This is a genomic window from Vibrio sp. SBT000027, from assembly GCF_963894355.1.
GTDB lineage: Bacteria > Pseudomonadota > Gammaproteobacteria > Enterobacterales > Vibrionaceae > Vibrio > Vibrio splendidus.
Genome location: NZ_CAWQGD010000001.1, coordinates 1,191,337 through 1,210,820, shown reverse-complemented (window position 1 = coordinate 1,210,820; position 19,484 = coordinate 1,191,337). Strand labels below are relative to the sequence as shown.

Genomic DNA, 19,484 nt, shown 5'->3' with positions numbered 1-19,484 from the left:
TAAAGGCGCTTAATTGCGCCTTTTTTGTTTTTAGCCCAGTTTAGCGAATCCGCGTAACGAGATTAAACGACACTCTTGACTCTAAAGAGGTCAGTAAATAATTTGCCGATCATCAAAATGATGAGCAGTGTGGTTAACATCAGTAATGGTGTTTGAATCTGATAAACCGGTGTTAGATTAAGCGCGCCAGACGTCAGTACGACCAGCAGGTTAATGCCAAGTATTCGGTGCACCATAAGTTTAGGCGTTGCGAACACTTTCCATATCGCCATGCTATTAATGAAATAGAACAATGCCAATTGCCACAACTCAGTCATCATCGGCATGATAAAGATGTATTGAAGTAAAATAATGGTACCTGTGCCTATCAACCCGAAAAACGCATCTTTGATTACACTTGGTGGCATCGTCGGCAACATGGAAGAAAATACGCCTGCAATCATCGGAAAAATAAAACCACCCGGCACAGGTAGATATATCCAAACCAGTAGCGACGTTACGAACATCGAGACTCCTTGTAAGACTTTTCTCCCATCTTCATCCAGGTGTTGAACAAAGGTACGGTGCTCATGGTGCCAAGGAACGTTTTTCTTCTCACTCTTCACAAACGGCACATCATTAATCAATGACAAGTGTGGCGCCATTAACTCTAGTTTTTCCAGTTTTTCTGTGAGAATTGGCCAATCAATAGGTTGAGTAAGTTCATCCGAGGCGAGTTCAAGCAGACGCTCTTGAATATGCGCCATTTCGTTGATTCGTAAACGCCATGCGTGAATATTTTCTTTTAGGTGATAACTCCCAGCGAGCGGCAAATCCAACAGTTGATAGAGCTTTTCAATATTAGCGGTATTGGACTCTAAGGCTTCTATATCAAGGTTGTTGGTATCGCTCATTGCTGTTATCGCCGTTTCTCTGCTTGTTTCAAATCGTTGTACAAAGTTCTGCTCAGTGTTTACAGGCCAGATCAGACGATAAACAATCGAGAAGGTGATAACACCTAATAGAGTTTCTTGTATTCGAAGCACTGCAAAATAGAATGTAATTTGGTTATCGAATCCACCCATACAAGAGATGATGGAGCAAACCGCAAAGCCTATTGAAAAGACATAACCGTATTTTTCATCACTCGACATGAAGATGCATGTACCGAGAAATAAGGTGAAAAACATCAGAAATAGAAAGCGGTCCTGAGAAAACATCGCAATCAAGAAAAAGGCATAACCAGTCCCTAACAAGGTTCCCATTAATCGGTTATGGCCTTTGTTTATTGAATGGGCAAAACTCTCGTTCAATGCCATGACAGCAACCGCAATTGCCGCCCAATAAGGTTTTTCCCACTGAAACCACAAAGCAAGGCAGATAGAGATAACAATCGCGAGAGAAGCCTTAATTGCTTCTTTGGTCGATGCACTGAACATAAATGCCATCCAACTATTTGATTATTTTGATTGAAGCTGTCATGCCGACACGAAGTTGCAAGTCTTCAGGCACGTTATCGAGTACTACTTTAATTGGTATACGCTGAGCGAGGCGAATCCATTGAAAGTTTGGGTTCACGTTAGGAAGAAGATCATTACCTGTGCTGCCGTCTTGTGTTGCAATACCAAAGCCAATGCTTTTGATATGGCCTTCCAATTGAATATTGTTGTGCATCATAAGAGTGACAAGCGCTTTGTCGTTAGGGCCAACATTCACCAGATCAGTTTCTTTGAAATAGCCTTCGATCCAGAAACTGTCTTGATCGATCAATGCAACTACCGGTGTATTGGCGACAACTTGAGAGCCTTCTCGTAGGTTTAAGTTCGTGATGAAGCCATTCGTTGGAGCGTAAACCTTGGTGTATTTGAGATTTAAATGTGCCTCTTCAACATTGGCCTTTGCTAGTGCAACGTTAGCTGCATTCGTCTCAACCGCGTTGTTCAGGTTATTCAAGGTCAGCACTGGCAGCGCGCCAGGCGTTCTTTTTTCTAAGTTCAACGCGCGTTGCTCTTCGTTTTTAGCTTTTGCTAAGAGCGCGCGAGCCTGTTTCTGTGTCGCGAGTGCTTTATTGTAGGCCGCTTGATAAATACTTGGGTCGATCTCAAACAGGAGATCCCCTTTAACTACCTGTGAGTTGTCTTCAATATGGACTTTAGTTACTTGCCCGGTGACTCGAGGGGTAATAGAAACTATGTATGCGCTGACCTGACCATCTCTAGTCCAGGGATTACTCGAATAAGATTGGTAATAGCTATAAACCACAGAGCTTGCGGCAACGACCAGTAGTAGCGTGATGAGATAACGTTTAATCAAGGTGAATGCCTCAGAAGATGGTAATGAATTGACCGATAACGCCGACGAAAATCACGATTAGGCTTAATTCGGCAATTGCAGGAAAAGCGACATATTTATGTAGCCCAAGTTTTGTCGCGATTGAGCCAGTCAATATCGTCAATACATAAGCTAACGCGATAACCAATAGCAAAGGAGGGAAGTAGATCTCACCCCACACGAGTTCATGTGGCATTGTGTTCATGGGTCTGTCTCTATCGTTTTAAGAAGGTAACGATAAAGGAAATGCGGTGATGTTAATAATCGTATATAGAGGATCAGATCCATCAAATACAGACAGGTTTAGGTATATACTAGGAAGGACAGGCAGCAAAGGTACAAATCAGTATTCACGTTTGTTCAGTCTTTTTATCATTATTAATTCTGATGCAGTAGATATTTTTCTATCTCGTATGCATGACCAAGAAAGTAAGTGCATTAAAATGAACTTTAGTATTGAACAACTTCTCGCGTTTGTGACTGTCTATGAACAGCGGTCATTTAGCAAGGCGGCGGTAAAGCTTAACAAGCACAGAACGACCGTGGGTCAGGTGATTACAAACTTGGAAGATCACCTTGCAGTGAATCTTTTTGAAAGGGTCGGGCGCTCTGTTGAACCAACGGAGGACGGGCACCTCCTTTATCACTATGCAAAACAGACGATTGAGCAAGCTCGTACTTTTGACAAAGTGGCGTTGAGCCTCTCTTATGGTGGGTTAGAGAAAATAACAATCGCGTATTCTAGTTTCGTTCCACAACGTGTTTTGGTCGATATACGAAAACGACTTAAACACGATTTCCCAATGATGCGAGTGAACTTTCTGGTTAGGAATAAGAACGAAATTAAACAAGGAATACAAAGTGGGGAATATCACTTTGGACTTGTGAATGCTCACAATAGCCGAGCGATGCACAGTTTTGATTCTACTTTCCTTGGACATTTCGAGTTCTACCCATTCGGACAAAAAGGGGGAGCGCTCTCACATATAAATAAAGATGAAGTATTAGTGGCACTAAGGAACTCAAAACAGTTCGTATTGAAGTCTCTGATTGATGAAGGGATGTCTGAAAAGATTATTGTGAGCTCTGACTATGAAGAGCTCGATCAGCTTTCGTTAATGATCAAAATGCTTGAAGAGGGTTTTGGATGGGCACTTCTTCCTAAGGCTTTTTTTACCGACTCTGAATTTTCAAAACATTCAATAGAGCCCATTCACTCTGCGCAAATGGTGGAAGGATTCAAATTTGGATTCGCGTTGTGGTGCCCGCACTCGAAGCAAGTCAGTGGTATCAAAGGCTCTTTGGTGTCTGTTATTAAAGAGTACCGCGAGCAACTTATTGATAGTTTTAAGTCGTGAAAATTGGAGATATTAAAAAAGGCGCTAATTATTCATTAGCGCCTTTTAGATTTTGTTCAGCTAAGAGAAGAATTACTTCTTACGGCAGAACTCAGCGATTACGTACATTGATTGACCGCCGTTTGTTTTACCAGAAACAAGCTTAGGATCGTCACCAACGCTGATGCCACGGATAACAGTACCTTGCTTAATCACTTGGTTAGTACCTTTGATTGGCAGGTCTTTGATTACTGTTACGTCGTCACCTTTTTTAAGTTCAACGCCGTTCACATCAAGAGGCTTGTCATCAGCAGACATGCCGATTTGTGCCCAAACTGATGTTTCTTCTTCAAGGTACATCATGTCTAGCGCGTCTTGAGCCCAGCTTTCAGAATTCAGACGAGTAAGTTGACGCCATGCCATTACTTGAACTGGCGCTTCTTGGCTCCACATGCTGTCGCTTAGGCAACGCCAGTGGTTGATATCTTTTGGATCGTCAATCTCACCAAGGCATTTGTCACATACCATGATGCCGTGATCCACTGTTACGTGGCTGTGTGGCGGTACTGCGTATGCAGTAAGAGAAGAATCAGAACCACATAGTTCACATTTAGATTGGCAGCGTTCTAGCATCGTAGCTTCAGAAGACATAATGGACTCACATTTATTAGGTATTAAATTACGGGGCTATTATCCACTTTATTTGCAATAAAGAAAGAGGTCGTACGGTATTCTGTCTTGATTAATTTTAGCTGAGATCAACCATTTGTGTTTTAAGGTTCTATGCAAACGGTTAACTAGGGACGATGGGATGTCGATAGATACAAAAATGCCAGCGGTTAGGCTGGCATTTGGTTTCATTAAAAGGTACTTAAGTTTGAGTTACTCCAATAGTGCACTCGGTGCTGCTGTATCAAGGCTATCCGACTTCAAGAAATCAGTTACTTGAGTTCTCATTGATAGGGTATGAGAGGCATCAGAAAGGTCTGCTTGTGGTCCAATGATTGTAGAGTGCTTAGCCGTTTCGTTATACTGAACAAACACACGGTTTCCAATTGAAGGACTCGCTTTTGTAGAGTCGCTCAACCCTAACGTTGTATCTAAGCCTTCAGAACCAACAAATGAAGCCGTGAAAGATGTCGCAATTCCGGTATTAGGGACCGTTTTGTCATTTTGCGACTGGATCAACAACGTTGGGTAGCTAGATCTGAATGATGACAGATCCTCAGTGTTTGCTAGTGAATGTGGATCGACAGTGTCAATAAGGGTTTGAGCGGCGACTTTAAATGCAACTAACTCAGTTTCAATAGCTGCAGCGCTGGTTGGGTTTCCAGTAGCAAAAGCGGTGTAACAATCACCATCTTTAATGTTGTTGGTTGCACAAGCTGTCGCGACTGAATCCTTGTAAGCCGTATTCAGCTGTTTAGCCAAGTTATGTTTAATTTCAGGGCCAAAGGTTTCCGATGCGAACAACAATTCAGCAATGTGTCCACCTGAATTAGCATATACCGCCGAGCTAAATTTATGTGTGCCAGCAATTTCTGATGTAGCAACAGAAGTAAATCCGGTAATGCCACCCAATGAGTGGCCCATAAACTTAACGGTTGTGTCTTTTACATCAACTCCGGCTAATGGTGTACCAGTAAAATCATTACCCACTTTTTCAAGTGCCATACGAAGACCTATTACATCAAGCGCACTTTGACGAATATTGTCGCGGGCAACAGGCAAAGCACTTAGATTCAAGTAGTACAGTGCATTATCGTTAGTTGATATAGCACCGCCAGCAAGCGAACGCGAGCCATGAATAGGGTGATCAATCGCTATCACTGCAAGACCCTCGGCCGTTAAATTAGCAGCGAATGCATACGCGTTTTCTTTTACAGAGGTAATACCGTGCTGATAAATGACTACACCTGAAGGCGTGCCAGTTGTGGGTGTAAACAAAAGCACATCAACAGCTTCAAGTGATTTAATTTGTGGTATTGGTGAATACTGAGTGACAATGCGATCACTATCTAGAGCTGTTCCACTTGCGTCCTTTGTGAGTGTTTTTCCCATTAAAGTCGTGACATCAGCTGCGCTAAGGTTTGTTGGGTCTAATCCTAATTTAACCAACTCTCCACCAACGAAAGAACTTGTAGAGCTATCAGTTAGTGCGCTTTTGATAACAGCTAAACTGTCCAACGCTGAGGCAAATGGTGTAACAGAAAACTTACTTGGATCTGTTTCCAAGAAATAAGGAAGCTGAATGGTACCTTTAGTCACATTTACAGTTGTAGTACTGATACCACCATTAGAGTAGAGGAGGTTTATTCCGCCAATTAAGGTCGCAGTTTCTGTAGCGTCATCATCTCCGAGATATTTCTTGAAGTTTGCATCGGCAGCGATTGCTGTGGCAAACGGAACTGTTGATGAAGAATCTAGGCTAAGATTATAAGCGTTTGACAGATCGATACTATTTGGGTTCGCGCTGCCATTCCAATAAGTCGAAAGTGGGGCTCCAGCATCAATCATTCCACCAATCAACGATGCTGTAGAGGCTAGTACATCGCCAACGGAAGTTGTAGTGAACCAAGCTGAATAGACAATTTTATTGGCGTCAACACCGACAGCAGCTGCTATTGCTTCTTGGCCTTTAATTAAAGTTTGCGCACTCGCTAGATCTCCGGTGGTGTATGTTTTCGTTGCTGTTTTGAGAGCCGCATAGCTTTGCGATGTACCTACTGGGTTACCATTTACATCTGTAACGTCATCAGTAATAACAAGCAAATATTCAGACTTCTCATCAAAAGGAGTATTCGGTGTAATTGCTAGGTTTGAGCCTACTTTGTAAACTGTGTATTCAGTGCTAGCAACAGGTGTTGGTACTTGAGCCGCTGTGGATGTGTCTGTTAGCTTTTTTGAAAGCTTCAACAAGGTAACTCCAGAAGTAACAACTCCAGGGATATCACCAAAACCATCACCTTCAAACTCGATGTAAATTGGCATGCTTGTCGAAAAACCATCGGCATAGTTCAGTGCTGCTTTTGGGTTTGAAATGCTCTCGTCTCCACCAGTAGGGATCGCTAACGTTCCATCTGTAGAGTCGAATAATAGGTTATTACTTAAAGGAACAGATGCGTTACTGCCTTGCAAGAGCATTTTTTGCGTTGTAGCTCTTGCTAAAGAAGTTTCTAAATAAGCTTCGAGTTGTTGGTTGCTTGTCCCCGAGCTTTCAGAATTGTCACCACAACCTGCTAGCAGAATCGCGGAACATAATAGAGATATCTTAAAGTTACGTTTCATGATGCGACCCTGATTTAGTTAAATGTGTAATTAAGCTGAACTGACGAAAGATAAGCGGTACCTTCGGCTTCGAACGTTCTTTCTTGCTGAGCACCATTTGTCTCTGTGAACTCACCTTCATCACTTACTACAAGCGCAAATCCGGCATCGACAGTCATGTTTTCGCTCCACGCATAAGTGAAACCAGCGCTGTACCACATACGGTCACTATCCGGGATACTGAGCGTTGCTTCACCGGCTTGTTCGTCATAAGCGTAACCAGCTCTTAATGTCCACTTGCTGTTTAGTTTATAGGTCGCACCTAATGAATATCGATTGTTGTCTTCATATTTTTCTGGTTTATAGAAGCACTGGCCAGCCACACCGTTATCGGTACAATCTGGACTCGTTGCTTTTAGCTCTTTGAAAGAACTCCAATCAGTTTGTTGCCAACCGTAATGAATTGCCCATTGCTCGTTAAGTTGGTGAAATGCAGAAAGCTCTAAGATTGCAGGTAGCTCGATTTGTAAGCGGCCATCAACCTTTGGAGATGTTGCCCTACCTGAGTCGTAACTGGTGAATTCACCGTCATCAAAGTCAAGGTCAACAGAGGAGCGGTAACCGATACTAAAGCGATTGTTTTCGTTCAGTTCATACATCGCACCAACATTCCAACCATAGGCAAATGTTTCACCGGTCATGCCTATAAGTTTGTCAGATGAATTTCCACCAACAAAGTTAGCAAGCTCGCCTTTATGGCGAGTCAACTCAGCTTCTGCGTAAACTAAATTTAGACCACCACCGATGCTAAACGAGTTATTTACACGGTATGCGATGTTTGGATTTAGATTGACAGATAGGAGCGACGTATCGCCAGCCATATCACCTGCCGAGATGTCATCAGGGTAATCCGTAGCAACACCATAATTGGTGAACATACCGATACCCCAAGCCCATTTATCGTTGATTGGGCTGATGTAATATGCAGCTGGTACTACTTGCAACGGCGCAACATCTTTTGAATGCTCGTTAGCATCAACGTCGTATACGTTAACCTCTGGATCAACGATAGAAACCGCGCCTGAAAATTGGGCTGTATCAAATAGGGTCATTGCGGCGGGGTTTCTCGCTAGTACACTCGCGTTATCAGCTACAGCACCTTCACCTGAAAATGCGCGACCAAGACCTGAGGCAGAGTGCTCAGCAACTTGGAAACCAGCCGCAAGTGAATTACATGCAAATAGCACAGAAAGTGAAACGAGAGAGCGTTGTATTGTTTTCATCCTTGACCCTCCTAGGGCATCAAATCTCATTCTTATTGTTGAAAACACACTGAGCGTTGTTGGTGTTTAAGCTCTAATGTAAATGGCATGTTAAATTCATGTTTAATATAAAGTCAAAGAATGAGTTATCATTTTGTGAGGTAATATTTTTAAGGGGCAGCACTCTAACACTAATAATATAACTACAATCAATGATTTATGGGTGGTTGGAGGTGTGACCAGAATATTTATGTTAGGTGCTGGTATAAATAGTGTTCAACTGCTCAATATGTAACAACTTTGTTTGTGTTTACCGTTAATCGCTAAATCGGCATAATATCGATTCATATTGATAGTCATTAAATTGGAATTAAAGTTTGGAATTACTCGCGATAGAGTTTCTTGGAAAACCACTTCGTTTAGAGGGGTCAATGGCAGGGTGGCAACAGTTGTATTGGGACAATACTTTGGTGTCCCAATTAGACGCAACCACAGATCAAGATGACGCTCGAACGCATGCATTTACTCTGCGTGCAGGTGAAGAAACGTTGCAGTGTAACGTTGAGGCGACCGTTCAGTGGCAACCGTTTGAGATGACCTATAAAGCGACCGTGAATGGCCAAACCGTTACCGAAGGCAATCGCAATACTAAAGATATCGAGCAACAAACCCCGGTTGTCGCACCAAAACCAGAGAAGCGTTTTAGCTTAATCGGGTTAGTTTCGCTGGGAATGAAAGCCCTTAAGAGTGCCAAATTAATCAAGGTGGTACTTGCCTCTGCGAGTTTAGCTGCTTACTCATGGCTATTTTCAATTCAGTTCGCTTTAGCCTTGATCGCTTGTTTAATGTTCCATGAATATGGCCACATCAGAGCAATGAAATACTTTGGAATGAAGACCAAAGGCATCTATTTGATACCGTTCCTTGGTGGCTTGGCGTTATCCGACGAAAAGATCAATACGCGCTGGCAAGATGTGGTTATCTCGATCATGGGACCATTGTTTGGCTTGATATTGTCGTTGATATTTATGGTGTTGTACTGGGCGACTGGCGAAATGTTCTTCGCTGGGCTTGCGGTATTTAACGCGTTATTAAACTTATTTAATCTATTACCAATTTTGCCTCTCGATGGCGGACATGTACTAAAAAGTATCAGTTTCTCGATGAACAGTGTGCTTGGTATTGTGCTGTGTGTTGCAGCCGCTATTGCTGGCGTGGTACTGAGTTATCAGTTGAATTTGACCCTGTTTGGCTTCTTATTGATTATGGGCAGTGTGGAAATACTATTCGAATGGAAAGGGCGTCACCACAGTCACTTGTTGCCATTAGACAAATACGGTCAAGTCGTGTCGTTTGTTTGGTATGTGGGTCTAGTGAGCAGTTTGATCGGTGTTATCTGGTATTTTGCATCTACTGGTGATCAGTTATTAAGCCTACCATTGCAAATTCTTGGCACTTAACAAGAATCAAAAACCAAAAAATGCCCTAACCAATATGGATAGGGCATTTTTGTATTCGAAGTTTAGCGTCTAAAAAAATGTAAAATTACGCTTTGCAATTTGGTCTTGATGAACCCGATTGAGGTAACGTTTTTATCGTCGCCTGTAGATCTTTGATTCGCGTACTGTGGGAAGGGTGCGTAGACAGCAATTCTGGCGGTTGGCTACCACCTGATGCTTTCGCCATGTTTTGCCACAAGTCGACGCTCTGTTTAGGATCGAACCCTGCCTGAGCCATATATTCTAAACCAACAACATCGGCTTCTGATTCCTGAGTTCGGCCATACGGTAGAATAACCCCATATTGAACACCTAAACCTAAGGCAGCCATTGTCATGCCTTGGTACTGTTTGTATTCTGATGCGCCTAACGCGACGCTAGTAATAGATAAGCCAGTATTAGCGATTTGAGACTGAGATAGACGCTCATTACTGTGGTCAGCGAGTACGTGAGCCACTTCGTGTCCGATAACCGTTGCGAGTTGGTCTTGATTGACCGCTACCTTAAGTAACCCTGTGTATACGCCAATTTTGCCACCCGGCAAAGCAAAGGCATTCACTTGGTCGCTATCAAAAACAACAACTTCCCATTCACTAAAGCCTTGTTTTGGAATATGTTGAGTAATGCTCTTTGCAACGCACTGTACATAAGCGTTTGTTTTCGCGTCTTTACTTATTGGCTGTTCTTTCTTCATTTGTTCAAAAGATTGTGCCCCAAGTTGAGACATGTCTTGATCAGAAAAAAGCAGTAATTGGTTTCTTCCTGTCGGGGAAGCGCTACATGCGGTTAGGCCTGCAAGTGTGAGAAGCGAGGCAAACTTCATCCATGACGTCATACAATATCCTCTGTGTATTCGGTTTTTATGCATGTTAACATCAACTTGCGTAATAACTAAGAGCTGTAAGATAAGTATTGTATTTAAAAACATGGTTATCGTTAAGATCACTATTAACGATAATGAAGCTATTCACTTACTAATAAAGCGATTCACGCACTAATAAAGTCAATAATTAAGGAACCCATATGAGTATTTGGAAAAAGCCCGTTGACCTAGATACCTTCAACGCGACCTCAAAAAACACCTTAATTGAGCATCTCAACATTGTTTACACAGAAGTAAACGACAATTCCTTAGTGGCAACCATGCCGGTTTGTCATTTTACGCACCAACCACTAGGCATGCTTCATGGCGGCGCATCGGTTGTGCTAGCTGAAACGCTTGGCTCATTGGCGGCTAATTTCTGCGTACCAGAAGGCTACTATTGCGTTGGATTGGATATCAACGCGAATCACGTAAGATCAATGCGTGAAGGGCATGTTATCGGTACTGCTGAACCTATTCACCTTGGTGTCTCTACCCAAGTGTGGCAAATCAATATCACTGACGAGCGTCAACGCTTAGTTTGTACGAGTCGATTAACGATTGCCGTGAAGAAACATAAGCGATAATAGAGTAGGCAGCAGTTAACTGTGTTCTATTTAGAAAATAGTAATTTGTATTTAAAAGAAGTAGCTAGAGAAACCGATGGTCATAACGTTTAAAAGTGGAAAAGTTATCGCAACCGCACATGAGCTGGTTGTTCGTTTAGATGGTGAACATAGAGTCACGCTGCAAGCACAAGTTGATGCGATTCAATTAATTGGAAAAGGGGCAAATGTCATTTCGGCGAATGGCTCTGAGTGCAAGTGGTCAATTAAATTAGATAATGAACAACAGCTTCGTGACATCGCTAATGAAATCGGCTGCGATGTGATGTAACCGTATGCTGCAAAAGTACTTAGCCATTCTGTTTGAATAACATCTTGGGACGTCATACCCAATAATTCGCAATAAAAACACGTCAGTAAGATTGATTTTACGTCTTAAAATAGGGAAACTGAATTCAATGTCCTTTGAATAAGTTTTCCTCTTTATGAGCAGCCCAAGACTTCGCGTTCAATTTGAAACCCTGTTTGAATACTTCGATGGTAAAGATTCTGATGTTCAGCTCGATGACATAACAGATGTACTCTGTTGTACGCGTCGTAATGCAAGAATGGTACTCAACAAACTTGAAGAACAAGGCTGGGTAGAATGGTTACCGGCGGCAGGCCGAGGTAAGTTATCTCAACTTATCTTTAAGCAGAATCGTTGCGATGTCAGTGAAAACTTAGCGAGGCGGTACTTACAGGAAGGTAAAATTGGTCAGGCGCTGTCAGTGCTTGACCACAATGCTGCCAAGCTTACTCAGGTTATTCAAAACTATTTGGGTGTGCAATATCAAGAAGGTGAGCAGGTCATTCGTTTGCCTTATTACCGACCGCTCTCAATGCTTAACCCGACAAAATCGATGCGACGTTCAGAGCAGCACATTGCCTGCCAAGTCTTCAGTGGGTTAACGCGATTGGATGAAAATGATCAGTTACAACCCGATCTTGCTCATTCATGGCAAAAAATCAGTGATTATCAATGGCGATTCTTCTTAAGGCCGGGTGTCCGTTTTCATAACGGCGAGCCTCTATTAACGAATCATGTTGTCGACACGCTTCTTGCGCTCGAACCACTCAATTTGTTCTCGCATATTAAAGATGTCTCTTCACCCGCAAATTGCGTGGTCGATGTCTTCTTAACGCGCCCAGATAAGTATTTCCCACTCGCGCTTACGGAGTCGGTCGCTAAGGTCACTTTGCCGATGATTTTACGTGGCGAAGACTACGATATTCGACCAATTGGTACGGGGCCGTATCGCATTGAGAAGAACGATGAGAAGCAACTCGTACTAACGGCTTTCAACGGATACTTTGGTTTCAGGCCGTTGATTGATCGCGTTGAGGTTTGGGTGGTTGATGAGGCGTATTCTTCTATGGTTTACCCAAGTCTTTCGAAACCGGTAATGGCCGACCGTGGTGATAGTGATGAAGTAGAGCTTGATCCCGGCTGTACGTATTTACTGTTGAATAGAAAGAAGGGCATCGCACAAGATCCCGCATGGGCGGAGTTTTTGTCTAACGCATTGAATGCAGCTGATCTGTTTGTTCATATCCCAAAAGAGACCGTCATCGATTTGGGCGTTCTACACGCCTATGGGATAAAACCTGGTTGGTATGACATAAAGTTAAACACGCCGGTCTGTCCACCAGCAAATGCGAAACCAACCATTAGATTGGCGTACCAATGCCAACACCCGATGTTCCCAACACTTGCCAAAGCGATTGTCACCGTGTTGAAGCAATATAATGTCGATGTTGAGCTTATCGGTTACGAAACCGATCCTCCACACGCCGATAATGTTGATATTTGGATTAATCCTATGGGTATCGCTAACAACAGAGACGATGCATTGGCCGGCTGGTTAATGGACTACAGTTTTCTTGATGAATCTAGCCCAGCTGAAGACTTCGACCAATGGTGTCACATGATTGATCGTTGGCGTTCAGGCGAATTCGATCAATTCCCAGCAAGGCAACTCGGTAAGCAACTGGTGCAAAGCAATCAGTTAATTCCGATGTTCCACTGTTGGTTGGGCGTTAACAAAGATCAATGTGGTACGTTGCAGAACGCAAAATGTAATGCATTAGGCTGGTTCGACTTTAGCCAAGTTTGGGTGAAGCCTGACGTTGATTGAAATCTAACGTTGATTGAAACCCAAGAACACTTATTAGGACCAAACAACTCAATTAGGACAAAACGATGCAAACTGTGATGGTTACATTTATTACGCTGGTGGCCTTTGCTGCTAATTCAGTTTTGTGTCGCTGGGCTTTAATGGATCAAACGATTGATCCTTTGAGCTTTTCGATCGTGCGCATCTTGTCTGGTGCGCTTACACTTCTGATTTTATTCACTTTATCTTCCCAATCAAAATCAAAATCAAAATCTAAGCAAGAGCTAGCAAACAACAGCACATCGGTATATACAAAGCTAAAGTCACAGTTTCAATTCACATCAATATTGTCACTGCTTGTGTATATGTTTGGCTTCTCATTCGCTTACTTAAAGCTTGGCGCAGGTCTTGGTGCGCTGGTGTTGTTTGTCGCAGTACAATTTACGATGATTGCCGCGCACTTGTTCTCTGGAAACAGAATGTCATTACTTGAGTGGGGCGGATGTTTGTTATCGGTGGCAGGGCTTGTTTACTTGTTAATGCCAACTGAATCGACACAGGCACCAGACTTAGTTTCTATCATCTTGATGTCTCTGGCCGGAGTTGGGTGGGGTATTTACACATTGGCAGGAAAGAAATCTTTAAACGCACTGCAATCGACGACCGCTAACTTTGGATTTAGCTCTCTAGTTATCCTTGCAGGTTTAAGCCTTCTAGTTGTAATACCTAATGCAATGCCTCAAGTCTCTATCACTGAGCAAGGTTTGATTTACGCGGTTATATCGGGCTCGGTGGCTTCTGGTGTGGGTTATAGTTTGTGGTATTACGTGGTGAAAAAGCTGAATACAGTGGTCGCATCCATTGCACAGCTTTCTGTGCCGGTTATCGCGACACTCGGTGGCGTCTTGTTACTCTCCGAACCAGTCACCATGCAATTTATTATCTCATCGACCGTTATTTTACTCGGGATAAGCTTGGTTCTTGTCGCACCTAAACTTAAGAAATAAAGAGTTCAATCATTAACTTCTATGGCTAAACCAAACAAGAAACAACCGACCCAAACGGTTCAGATTTTCTGTGCGAAATGCAAAACGCAACTTTTTAAGTATCGGAAAGGTGGCAAAGGTGCACTCGTGAAGTGTTTTAAGGAACGTATTGTTGAAGATTTCACTAAAGAGCCATGTGTGTGCCCTGAATGTGGGATTGAATTCGCGCGAGATACCTTGGTTCGAGGTACGCCAGCCTACAAGTTTGTGGGTGGCAAGGTGACTATGAAGTAGAAAAGAACAAATGCCACGACACAGTTTCTGTGTCGTGGCATTTAAATCGACTAATTAACTTATAAGCAAGAAGTTGAGCGGACTATCCACGAACTACTGAGCTCTAACTCGCCCTTGAAGTTTCAGAAGTAATAGCGAAACAATAGCACCCGTTGTATCACACAGCATGTCTTTCTGCGCATCCCAAATATCACCTTGTGAACCAAGGAACGCGATACCTTCATCACCACCTGCAATCTCCGCGTACCACCACTCAATAATCTCATAACCTGCTGCAACACTCATGATCGCAAATAAGGCAAAGAAACATGCCAGTACCGGTTGAGCCAGTTTCTTACGAATCAAATACTCAGCGAGTGGGTAGGCGTAAAGGCCAATAGAGAAATGCGCGACACGGTCAAAATTATTACGTTCAGAGCCAATCATGTTGTTAAACCATTCAAATGGCACTTCTGCGAAGGTATATTTCGCGCCAATCGTATGTAACATCAGCCAGATAAACATCAAAATATAGGCAGTCTTAGTAAAGGTGAGCTTGGTTGATAGCCACCAGATACCCACTAATATCGCTAGAGCCGGGATAATTTCGGCAATCCATACTGCTCTTGAAGAGGGAGCAAATGCTGAAAATAGAAACACAATCAGATAAAGCGTCGTGAATGAAAGCAATGGTCGATTTTGAGCAAGTGGCGTGATTGTCATATCAAGATCTCTCGTCGAAGTTTTTAATAGTGTTACACAATATTGAACAGTGTTCAATTGGGCTGTAATCACCATATTTGTTGAAAACTGGCGTTATCGCCCAGTATCTAGACAAACGGTTGCGAGAGTTTCACAAAAGTTTGATTTACAACAAAGCGATCCTTAAAATCGCCTCATCACTACATAACAAGAAAGAAAAGTCATGAAACTGGAAACTGTCGATTACCTTGCTGACGACGCAGCAGAACAATTTGTTCGCTCTCTACGTGAAACTGGTTTTGGTGTTCTTAAGAACCACCCAATCCCGAAAGAGCTTGTTGAGTCTATTTACGAAAACTGGTACCAATTCTTCATCTCTGAAGAGAAAGAAAACTTCCACTTTAATGTTGAAACACAAGATGGATATTTTCCACCTTCAGTGTCTGAAGTTGCTAAGGGCCACACTGTAAAAGACATCAAAGAGTACTTTCACGTATACCCTTGGGGCCAAATCCCTGAGCAGCTGAAAGAACAGATTCTAGATTACTACCAACGCGCGAATGCTTTTGCTCAAGAGCTTCTAGGATGGGTTGAAGCTCATGCTCCTAAAGAAGTACAAGAGAAGTTCTCTATCGCGTTGTCTGAAATGATCAACGGCAGTGAGCAGACTCTGCTTCGTGTTCTTCACTACCCACCAATGCAAGGTGACGAAGAGCCAGGCGCTATCCGTGCAGCAGCACACGAAGACATCAACTTACTGACTGTTCTTCCTGCAGCAAACGAGCCGGGCCTTCAAGTTAAAGCTCAAAACGACGAGTGGTTAGATGTTCCATGTGACTTCGGCAACATGATCATCAACATTGGTGACATGCTTCAAGAGGCATCGGGTGGTTACTTTCCATCGACAACTCACCGTGTAATCAATCCATCAGGTGAACGCCAAGAGAAATCTCGTATCTCTTTGCCTCTATTCCTTCACCCGAAACCGGAAGTTGTGCTGTCAGAAAAGTACACAGCAAACGAGTACCTAATGGAGCGTCTAAGAGAACTTGGCGTTATCTAATTAGCGAAATATTTCGTACTAAAATTGGTAAAGATATCAAAGGTCAGCTAAATTGCTGACCTTTTTTGTACCTGTATTTCAGGGTCACTTCTGCATTGATGGCGGTTGCACTCACTTAACGACTTTCAGTTTCATGATGAAAGGGTGCCTTTGAGCCAAGCGTTTGAAAGTTGTTGGTCCATTAGCTCGACAAATCGCGGAAAATCGCTTTCAATTAAAAGAGATACGCCACTGGTTATAATGTAGGTTGCTCATTGTATCCAATACCCTAGTCATCCATTAATACAGAAAAGCTAACTGAGTCTACTATGTCGAATCATCAAGAGGTGAGAGCAAACTTTCATTGCCATATGGAGAATCCATTGCTTTGGCCGATTATGGAAGTGCTTAAGCAAAAGCCAAGCGGTTGGAAAGTACACACATTGGCGGCTCACCTTAACGACCTTGGGTTTGTACCGGTGCTAGACCCGGCACCTGAGAAAGAGTTGTTTAAAAAGAACTTCCTCATCATGAATGCGCTTTATCAGCTTCAAGAAACCTTACACCCTGATGGTTGGCTACAAGTCCAAGCGATGGATATTGAATTGATGAATGGTCGTTATCACGGAAGCAGTCACAGCATCGATCATCAAGACCCACTTCGAGAATACTACATTAATTGGATTAACTATGAAGCGGACGAGGGCGAAGTCAAAAGGCTGCTGAACGAGTTCTGGACTCGGTACAGAAAGTTTGTCGGTGGTGATGAACTCGATATGGATAGAAGCCGAGCGTTAAACTTGTTTGAGTTACCGTTGGACGCGACTCACCATGAGATTAGAAAGCGCTGGCGACAATTGGCTTTGCGTTGGCATCCAGACAGAGACGAGGGCAACACGGCGAAATTCCAGACGCTCTGTGAAGCATGGAATGTATTACGAAGCTCGTAATCGAAAGGCTCTTTTAGCTGCTTAGTTGAGTAGAACCCTAAAACAGAAAGCCCCACATTATGAGTGACACAAGTGGGGCTTTGTCGTATTTCGCTATGTTCTGTAACTATATTAAGCGTCGTTACTACTTCATTTAATGGTGCTACGAGTGGTCTTTGCTTTCACCACTTTTATGCTCAAATGCATAATCGAGTACTTTACGGATATATGGCGCGCCAACTTTTGAACCGCCGTTGCCGTGCTCAATTACCACCGTCGCGACATACTCAGGGTGCTCATAAGGTGCGAAAGCCGTGTAAAGCGCATGGTCGAGTAAATGCTTAGCCAACTTCTTCGAGTTGTAGACCTGATCTTTCGCAAGATCAAATACTTGTGCCGTACCTGATTTTCCGCCGCTGGTGTAGCTAGTTCCCTTAAATGCACGTCTACCGCTACCTCGACTACCGTGGTTTACCAGTCTCATTGCATTGATGGGTACATCCCATATTTTGTCAGGGACTTCAGTGATAGACGGCATAGGTTCAGGTTTAACGAGTTGTTGTGTGTCAAAGTCCTCACCATGATCCAAGATTGCTCTCAGGATATGAGGAGGCATCACCTTTCCATGATTGACCAACACTGAAGTCGCTTTTGCCAGTTGCATTGGTGTCGATGTCCAATAACCTTGGCCAATGCCAATAGGAACAGTGTCACCTTGATACCAAGGGGTACGATAGCGCATCATCTTCCATTCTCGAGTCGGCATGTTGGCGGTACTCTCTTCATAGATATCGATACCTGTCGGTTCACCAAAACCAAAGCGATTCATCCAGCTTGAAATACGGTCAATGCCCAAGTCAAAAGCGGTTTGATAGAAGAACGAATCCACTGACTCTTCAATGGCTTGGGTTACGTCGACAGGGCCGTGACCCCAACGTTTCCAGTCTCGCCATGATTTAGAGTTGCGTTTGGAACCGGGAATTTGCCATGAGCCGTGGTCATTACGAATCGTATCCTCGGAGATGACATGTTCTTGCAGTCCCGCTACAGCCATAAATGGTTTCACGGTTGATGCCGGAGGATAAACGCCGAGAGTAGTGCGGTTTACCAATGGGTGAGCAGGATCATTCAATAAACGTTGATAGTTCTTGCTAGAAATACCGTCGACAAAGAGGTTCGGGTCGTAGCTGGGGCTTGATGCCATTGCAAGTACACTGTTGTCTTTCGGGTCAAGAACGACCGCGCTGCCTGTTCGGTGATCAAGCTGATCGAATACGTATTTTTGTAGTTCGAGGTCGATATTTAAAACGATATCTTTTCCTGCTACCGGAGCTACATACTCAATGGTGCGGACGACTCGCCCACGGCTGTTTACTTCGACTTCTTGATAACCTTTGGTGCCGTGCAAAATGTTTTCGTAATAACGTTCGACACCAAGCTTACCGATAATGGTAGTCGCTTGATAATTCGCTTCGATGCCTTTTTCTTCTAGTCTCTTAAGATCGCTATCATTGATGTGTGCGACATATCCTAAGACATGGGTAAGTACCTCTCCATTTGGATAAAATCGTTTCAAGCTGGTATCAATCGATAAGCCGGGGAATTGGTACTGGTGCACTGAGAACTTAGCAATTTCTTCTTCGCTTAAGTTCTCTAGTATCGTGACAGATTTGAAACGGCGAGTGTTGTGATAACGCTTTTTGAAACGAGCAATCTGCTCAGCCTCTCGCGGGATGTATTTATCCAACTTAGCAAGCATTGCATCGACATCATCAGTTTGCTCTGGAATCATCGTCAGATTAAAGACAAGTTCATTCTCGGCGAGCAACACACCATTACGGTCGTAAATAAGCCCGCGAGTCGGGGGAATAGGTAATACTTTGATTCTGTTGCCATCGGCACGAGTCTGATAGCTTTTAAAATTTTCGACTTGAAGTCGGTAAAGGTTGCCGACTAAGACAAGAGTGAACAGCAAGATCCCACAAAACGCAACGGTTACACGGTTTTTGAACAGATTTACTTCTTTTTTATGGTCACGCATCTTAACGCGTTTATGATTCATTGAAGCCTCAAGGGTTTGTTACATTTAGTTACACCTGTCGAGTCGGAACTTTATATGAATATCGCCATAGTTTTGTAAAAGCTGTGTCATGATTTTTAGGATAAGCACAATATTGGTCGGTTTTATCGCCAAACAAGAAAAGCGAGGCTGGAGACGGTCTTAAGGCTTTAGATCTAGAGCTAGCGAATAAAGAAACGGCCCTCACAATGAGAGCCGTCTATACAATTTATG

18 protein-coding genes are annotated in these 19,484 nt (G+C 43.2%); 9 read left to right on the top strand and 9 right to left on the bottom strand.

Annotation, left to right across the window (positions count from 1 at the left end; genetic code table 11):
- Positions 1-62: 62 nt before the first annotated feature.
- Genes AACU28_RS05190 through AACU28_RS05180 form a run of 3 tightly spaced genes read right to left on the bottom strand, consistent with a single transcriptional unit; the run spans position 63 to position 2,515 of the window.
- The gene (locus AACU28_RS05190) at positions 63-1,418 is read right to left on the bottom strand and encodes an FUSC family protein (RefSeq protein ID WP_121602500.1); all 1,356 of its coding nucleotides are present in this window, start codon (positions 1,416-1,418) and stop codon (positions 63-65) included.
- A gap of 13 nt (positions 1,419-1,431) precedes the next feature.
- Positions 1,432-2,292, bottom strand: a complete 861-nt coding sequence (locus tag AACU28_RS05185) for an HlyD family secretion protein (protein ID WP_009845314.1) — start codon at positions 2,290-2,292, stop codon at positions 1,432-1,434.
- 10 nt (positions 2,293-2,302) lie between these two features.
- Positions 2,303-2,515 carry a DUF1656 domain-containing protein gene (locus tag AACU28_RS05180; protein WP_004730923.1) on the bottom strand — a complete coding sequence of 71 codons (213 nt, stop codon included), beginning with the start codon at positions 2,513-2,515 and terminating at the stop codon, positions 2,303-2,305.
- Between the two features lie 238 nt (positions 2,516-2,753).
- Between AACU28_RS05180 and AACU28_RS05175 the strand changes: the two genes are divergently transcribed.
- On the top strand, positions 2,754-3,668 hold the full coding sequence (locus AACU28_RS05175) for a LysR family transcriptional regulator (RefSeq protein ID WP_121602781.1): 915 nt from the start codon (positions 2,754-2,756) through the stop codon (positions 3,666-3,668).
- A 72-nt stretch (positions 3,669-3,740) separates the two neighbouring features.
- On the opposite strand, the gene AACU28_RS05170 is transcribed toward AACU28_RS05175, so the two are convergent.
- The 3 genes from AACU28_RS05170 to AACU28_RS05160 form a co-directional block, all read right to left on the bottom strand.
- Positions 3,741-4,298: a PhnA domain-containing protein gene (locus AACU28_RS05170; protein ID WP_004730927.1), complete on the bottom strand. Its 558-nt coding sequence runs from the start codon at positions 4,296-4,298 to the stop codon at positions 3,741-3,743.
- A 231-nt stretch (positions 4,299-4,529) separates the two neighbouring features.
- Complete coding sequence (locus tag AACU28_RS05165; protein ID WP_121602499.1) at positions 4,530-6,935, bottom strand: VolA/Pla-1 family phospholipase; 2,406 nt, start codon at positions 6,933-6,935, stop codon at positions 4,530-4,532.
- Positions 6,936-6,949: 14 nt separating this feature from the next.
- A complete protein-coding gene (locus tag AACU28_RS05160) occupies positions 6,950-8,197 on the bottom strand; it encodes a porin (RefSeq protein WP_054541097.1) in 1,248 nt (415 codons plus the stop codon).
- Positions 8,198-8,553: 356 nt separating this feature from the next.
- On the opposite strand from AACU28_RS05160, the gene AACU28_RS05155 reads away from it, so the two are divergent.
- Positions 8,554-9,636 carry a site-2 protease family protein gene (locus tag AACU28_RS05155; protein WP_017081105.1) on the top strand — a complete coding sequence of 361 codons (1,083 nt, stop codon included), beginning with the start codon at positions 8,554-8,556 and terminating at the stop codon, positions 9,634-9,636.
- Between the two features lie 85 nt (positions 9,637-9,721).
- On the opposite strand, the gene AACU28_RS05150 is transcribed toward AACU28_RS05155, so the two are convergent.
- Positions 9,722-10,510, bottom strand: coding sequence for a M48 family metallopeptidase (locus AACU28_RS05150; protein WP_121602498.1), 789 nt, complete (start codon positions 10,508-10,510; stop codon positions 9,722-9,724).
- 188 nt (positions 10,511-10,698) lie between these two features.
- Between AACU28_RS05150 and AACU28_RS05145 the strand changes: the two genes are divergently transcribed.
- The 5 genes from AACU28_RS05145 (at position 10,699) to AACU28_RS05125 (ending at position 14,539) form a co-directional block, all read left to right on the top strand.
- On the top strand, positions 10,699-11,124 hold the full coding sequence (locus AACU28_RS05145) for a hotdog fold thioesterase (protein WP_004730936.1): 426 nt from the start codon (positions 10,699-10,701) through the stop codon (positions 11,122-11,124).
- A gap of 76 nt (positions 11,125-11,200) precedes the next feature.
- Positions 11,201-11,434 carry a DUF3389 domain-containing protein gene (locus tag AACU28_RS05140; RefSeq protein ID WP_004730938.1) on the top strand — a complete coding sequence of 78 codons (234 nt, stop codon included), beginning with the start codon at positions 11,201-11,203 and terminating at the stop codon, positions 11,432-11,434.
- A gap of 154 nt (positions 11,435-11,588) precedes the next feature.
- On the top strand, positions 11,589-13,280 hold the full coding sequence (locus AACU28_RS05135) for an SgrR family transcriptional regulator (protein WP_017081104.1): 1,692 nt from the start codon (positions 11,589-11,591) through the stop codon (positions 13,278-13,280).
- A gap of 65 nt (positions 13,281-13,345) precedes the next feature.
- Entirely contained in the window at positions 13,346-14,266 is a 921-nt protein-coding gene (locus AACU28_RS05130) for a DMT family transporter (protein ID WP_121602497.1), read from the top strand.
- Between the two features lie 21 nt (positions 14,267-14,287).
- Positions 14,288-14,539: a hypothetical protein gene (locus AACU28_RS05125; protein ID WP_121602496.1), complete on the top strand. Its 252-nt coding sequence runs from the start codon at positions 14,288-14,290 to the stop codon at positions 14,537-14,539.
- A 93-nt stretch (positions 14,540-14,632) separates the two neighbouring features.
- Here AACU28_RS05125 and AACU28_RS05120 read toward each other — a convergent pair whose 3' ends face one another.
- Entirely contained in the window at positions 14,633-15,241 is a 609-nt protein-coding gene (locus AACU28_RS05120; protein ID WP_017081101.1) for a DUF2238 domain-containing protein, read from the bottom strand.
- 202 nt (positions 15,242-15,443) lie between these two features.
- On the opposite strand from AACU28_RS05120, the gene AACU28_RS05115 reads away from it, so the two are divergent.
- Both AACU28_RS05115 and AACU28_RS05110 read left to right on the top strand, forming a co-directional pair.
- Entirely contained in the window at positions 15,444-16,283 is an 840-nt protein-coding gene (locus AACU28_RS05115; protein WP_004730947.1) for an isopenicillin N synthase family dioxygenase, read from the top strand.
- A gap of 308 nt (positions 16,284-16,591) precedes the next feature.
- A complete protein-coding gene (locus tag AACU28_RS05110) occupies positions 16,592-17,212 on the top strand; it encodes a DNA-J related domain-containing protein (RefSeq protein WP_017079221.1) in 621 nt (206 codons plus the stop codon).
- Positions 17,213-17,354: 142 nt separating this feature from the next.
- Here the strand turns inward: AACU28_RS05110 and mrdA are convergent, their stop codons facing one another.
- Positions 17,355-19,253: a penicillin-binding protein 2 gene (mrdA, locus tag AACU28_RS05105; RefSeq protein ID WP_121602495.1), complete on the bottom strand. Its 1,899-nt coding sequence runs from the start codon at positions 19,251-19,253 to the stop codon at positions 17,355-17,357.
- Positions 19,254-19,484: the final 231 nt, after the last annotated feature.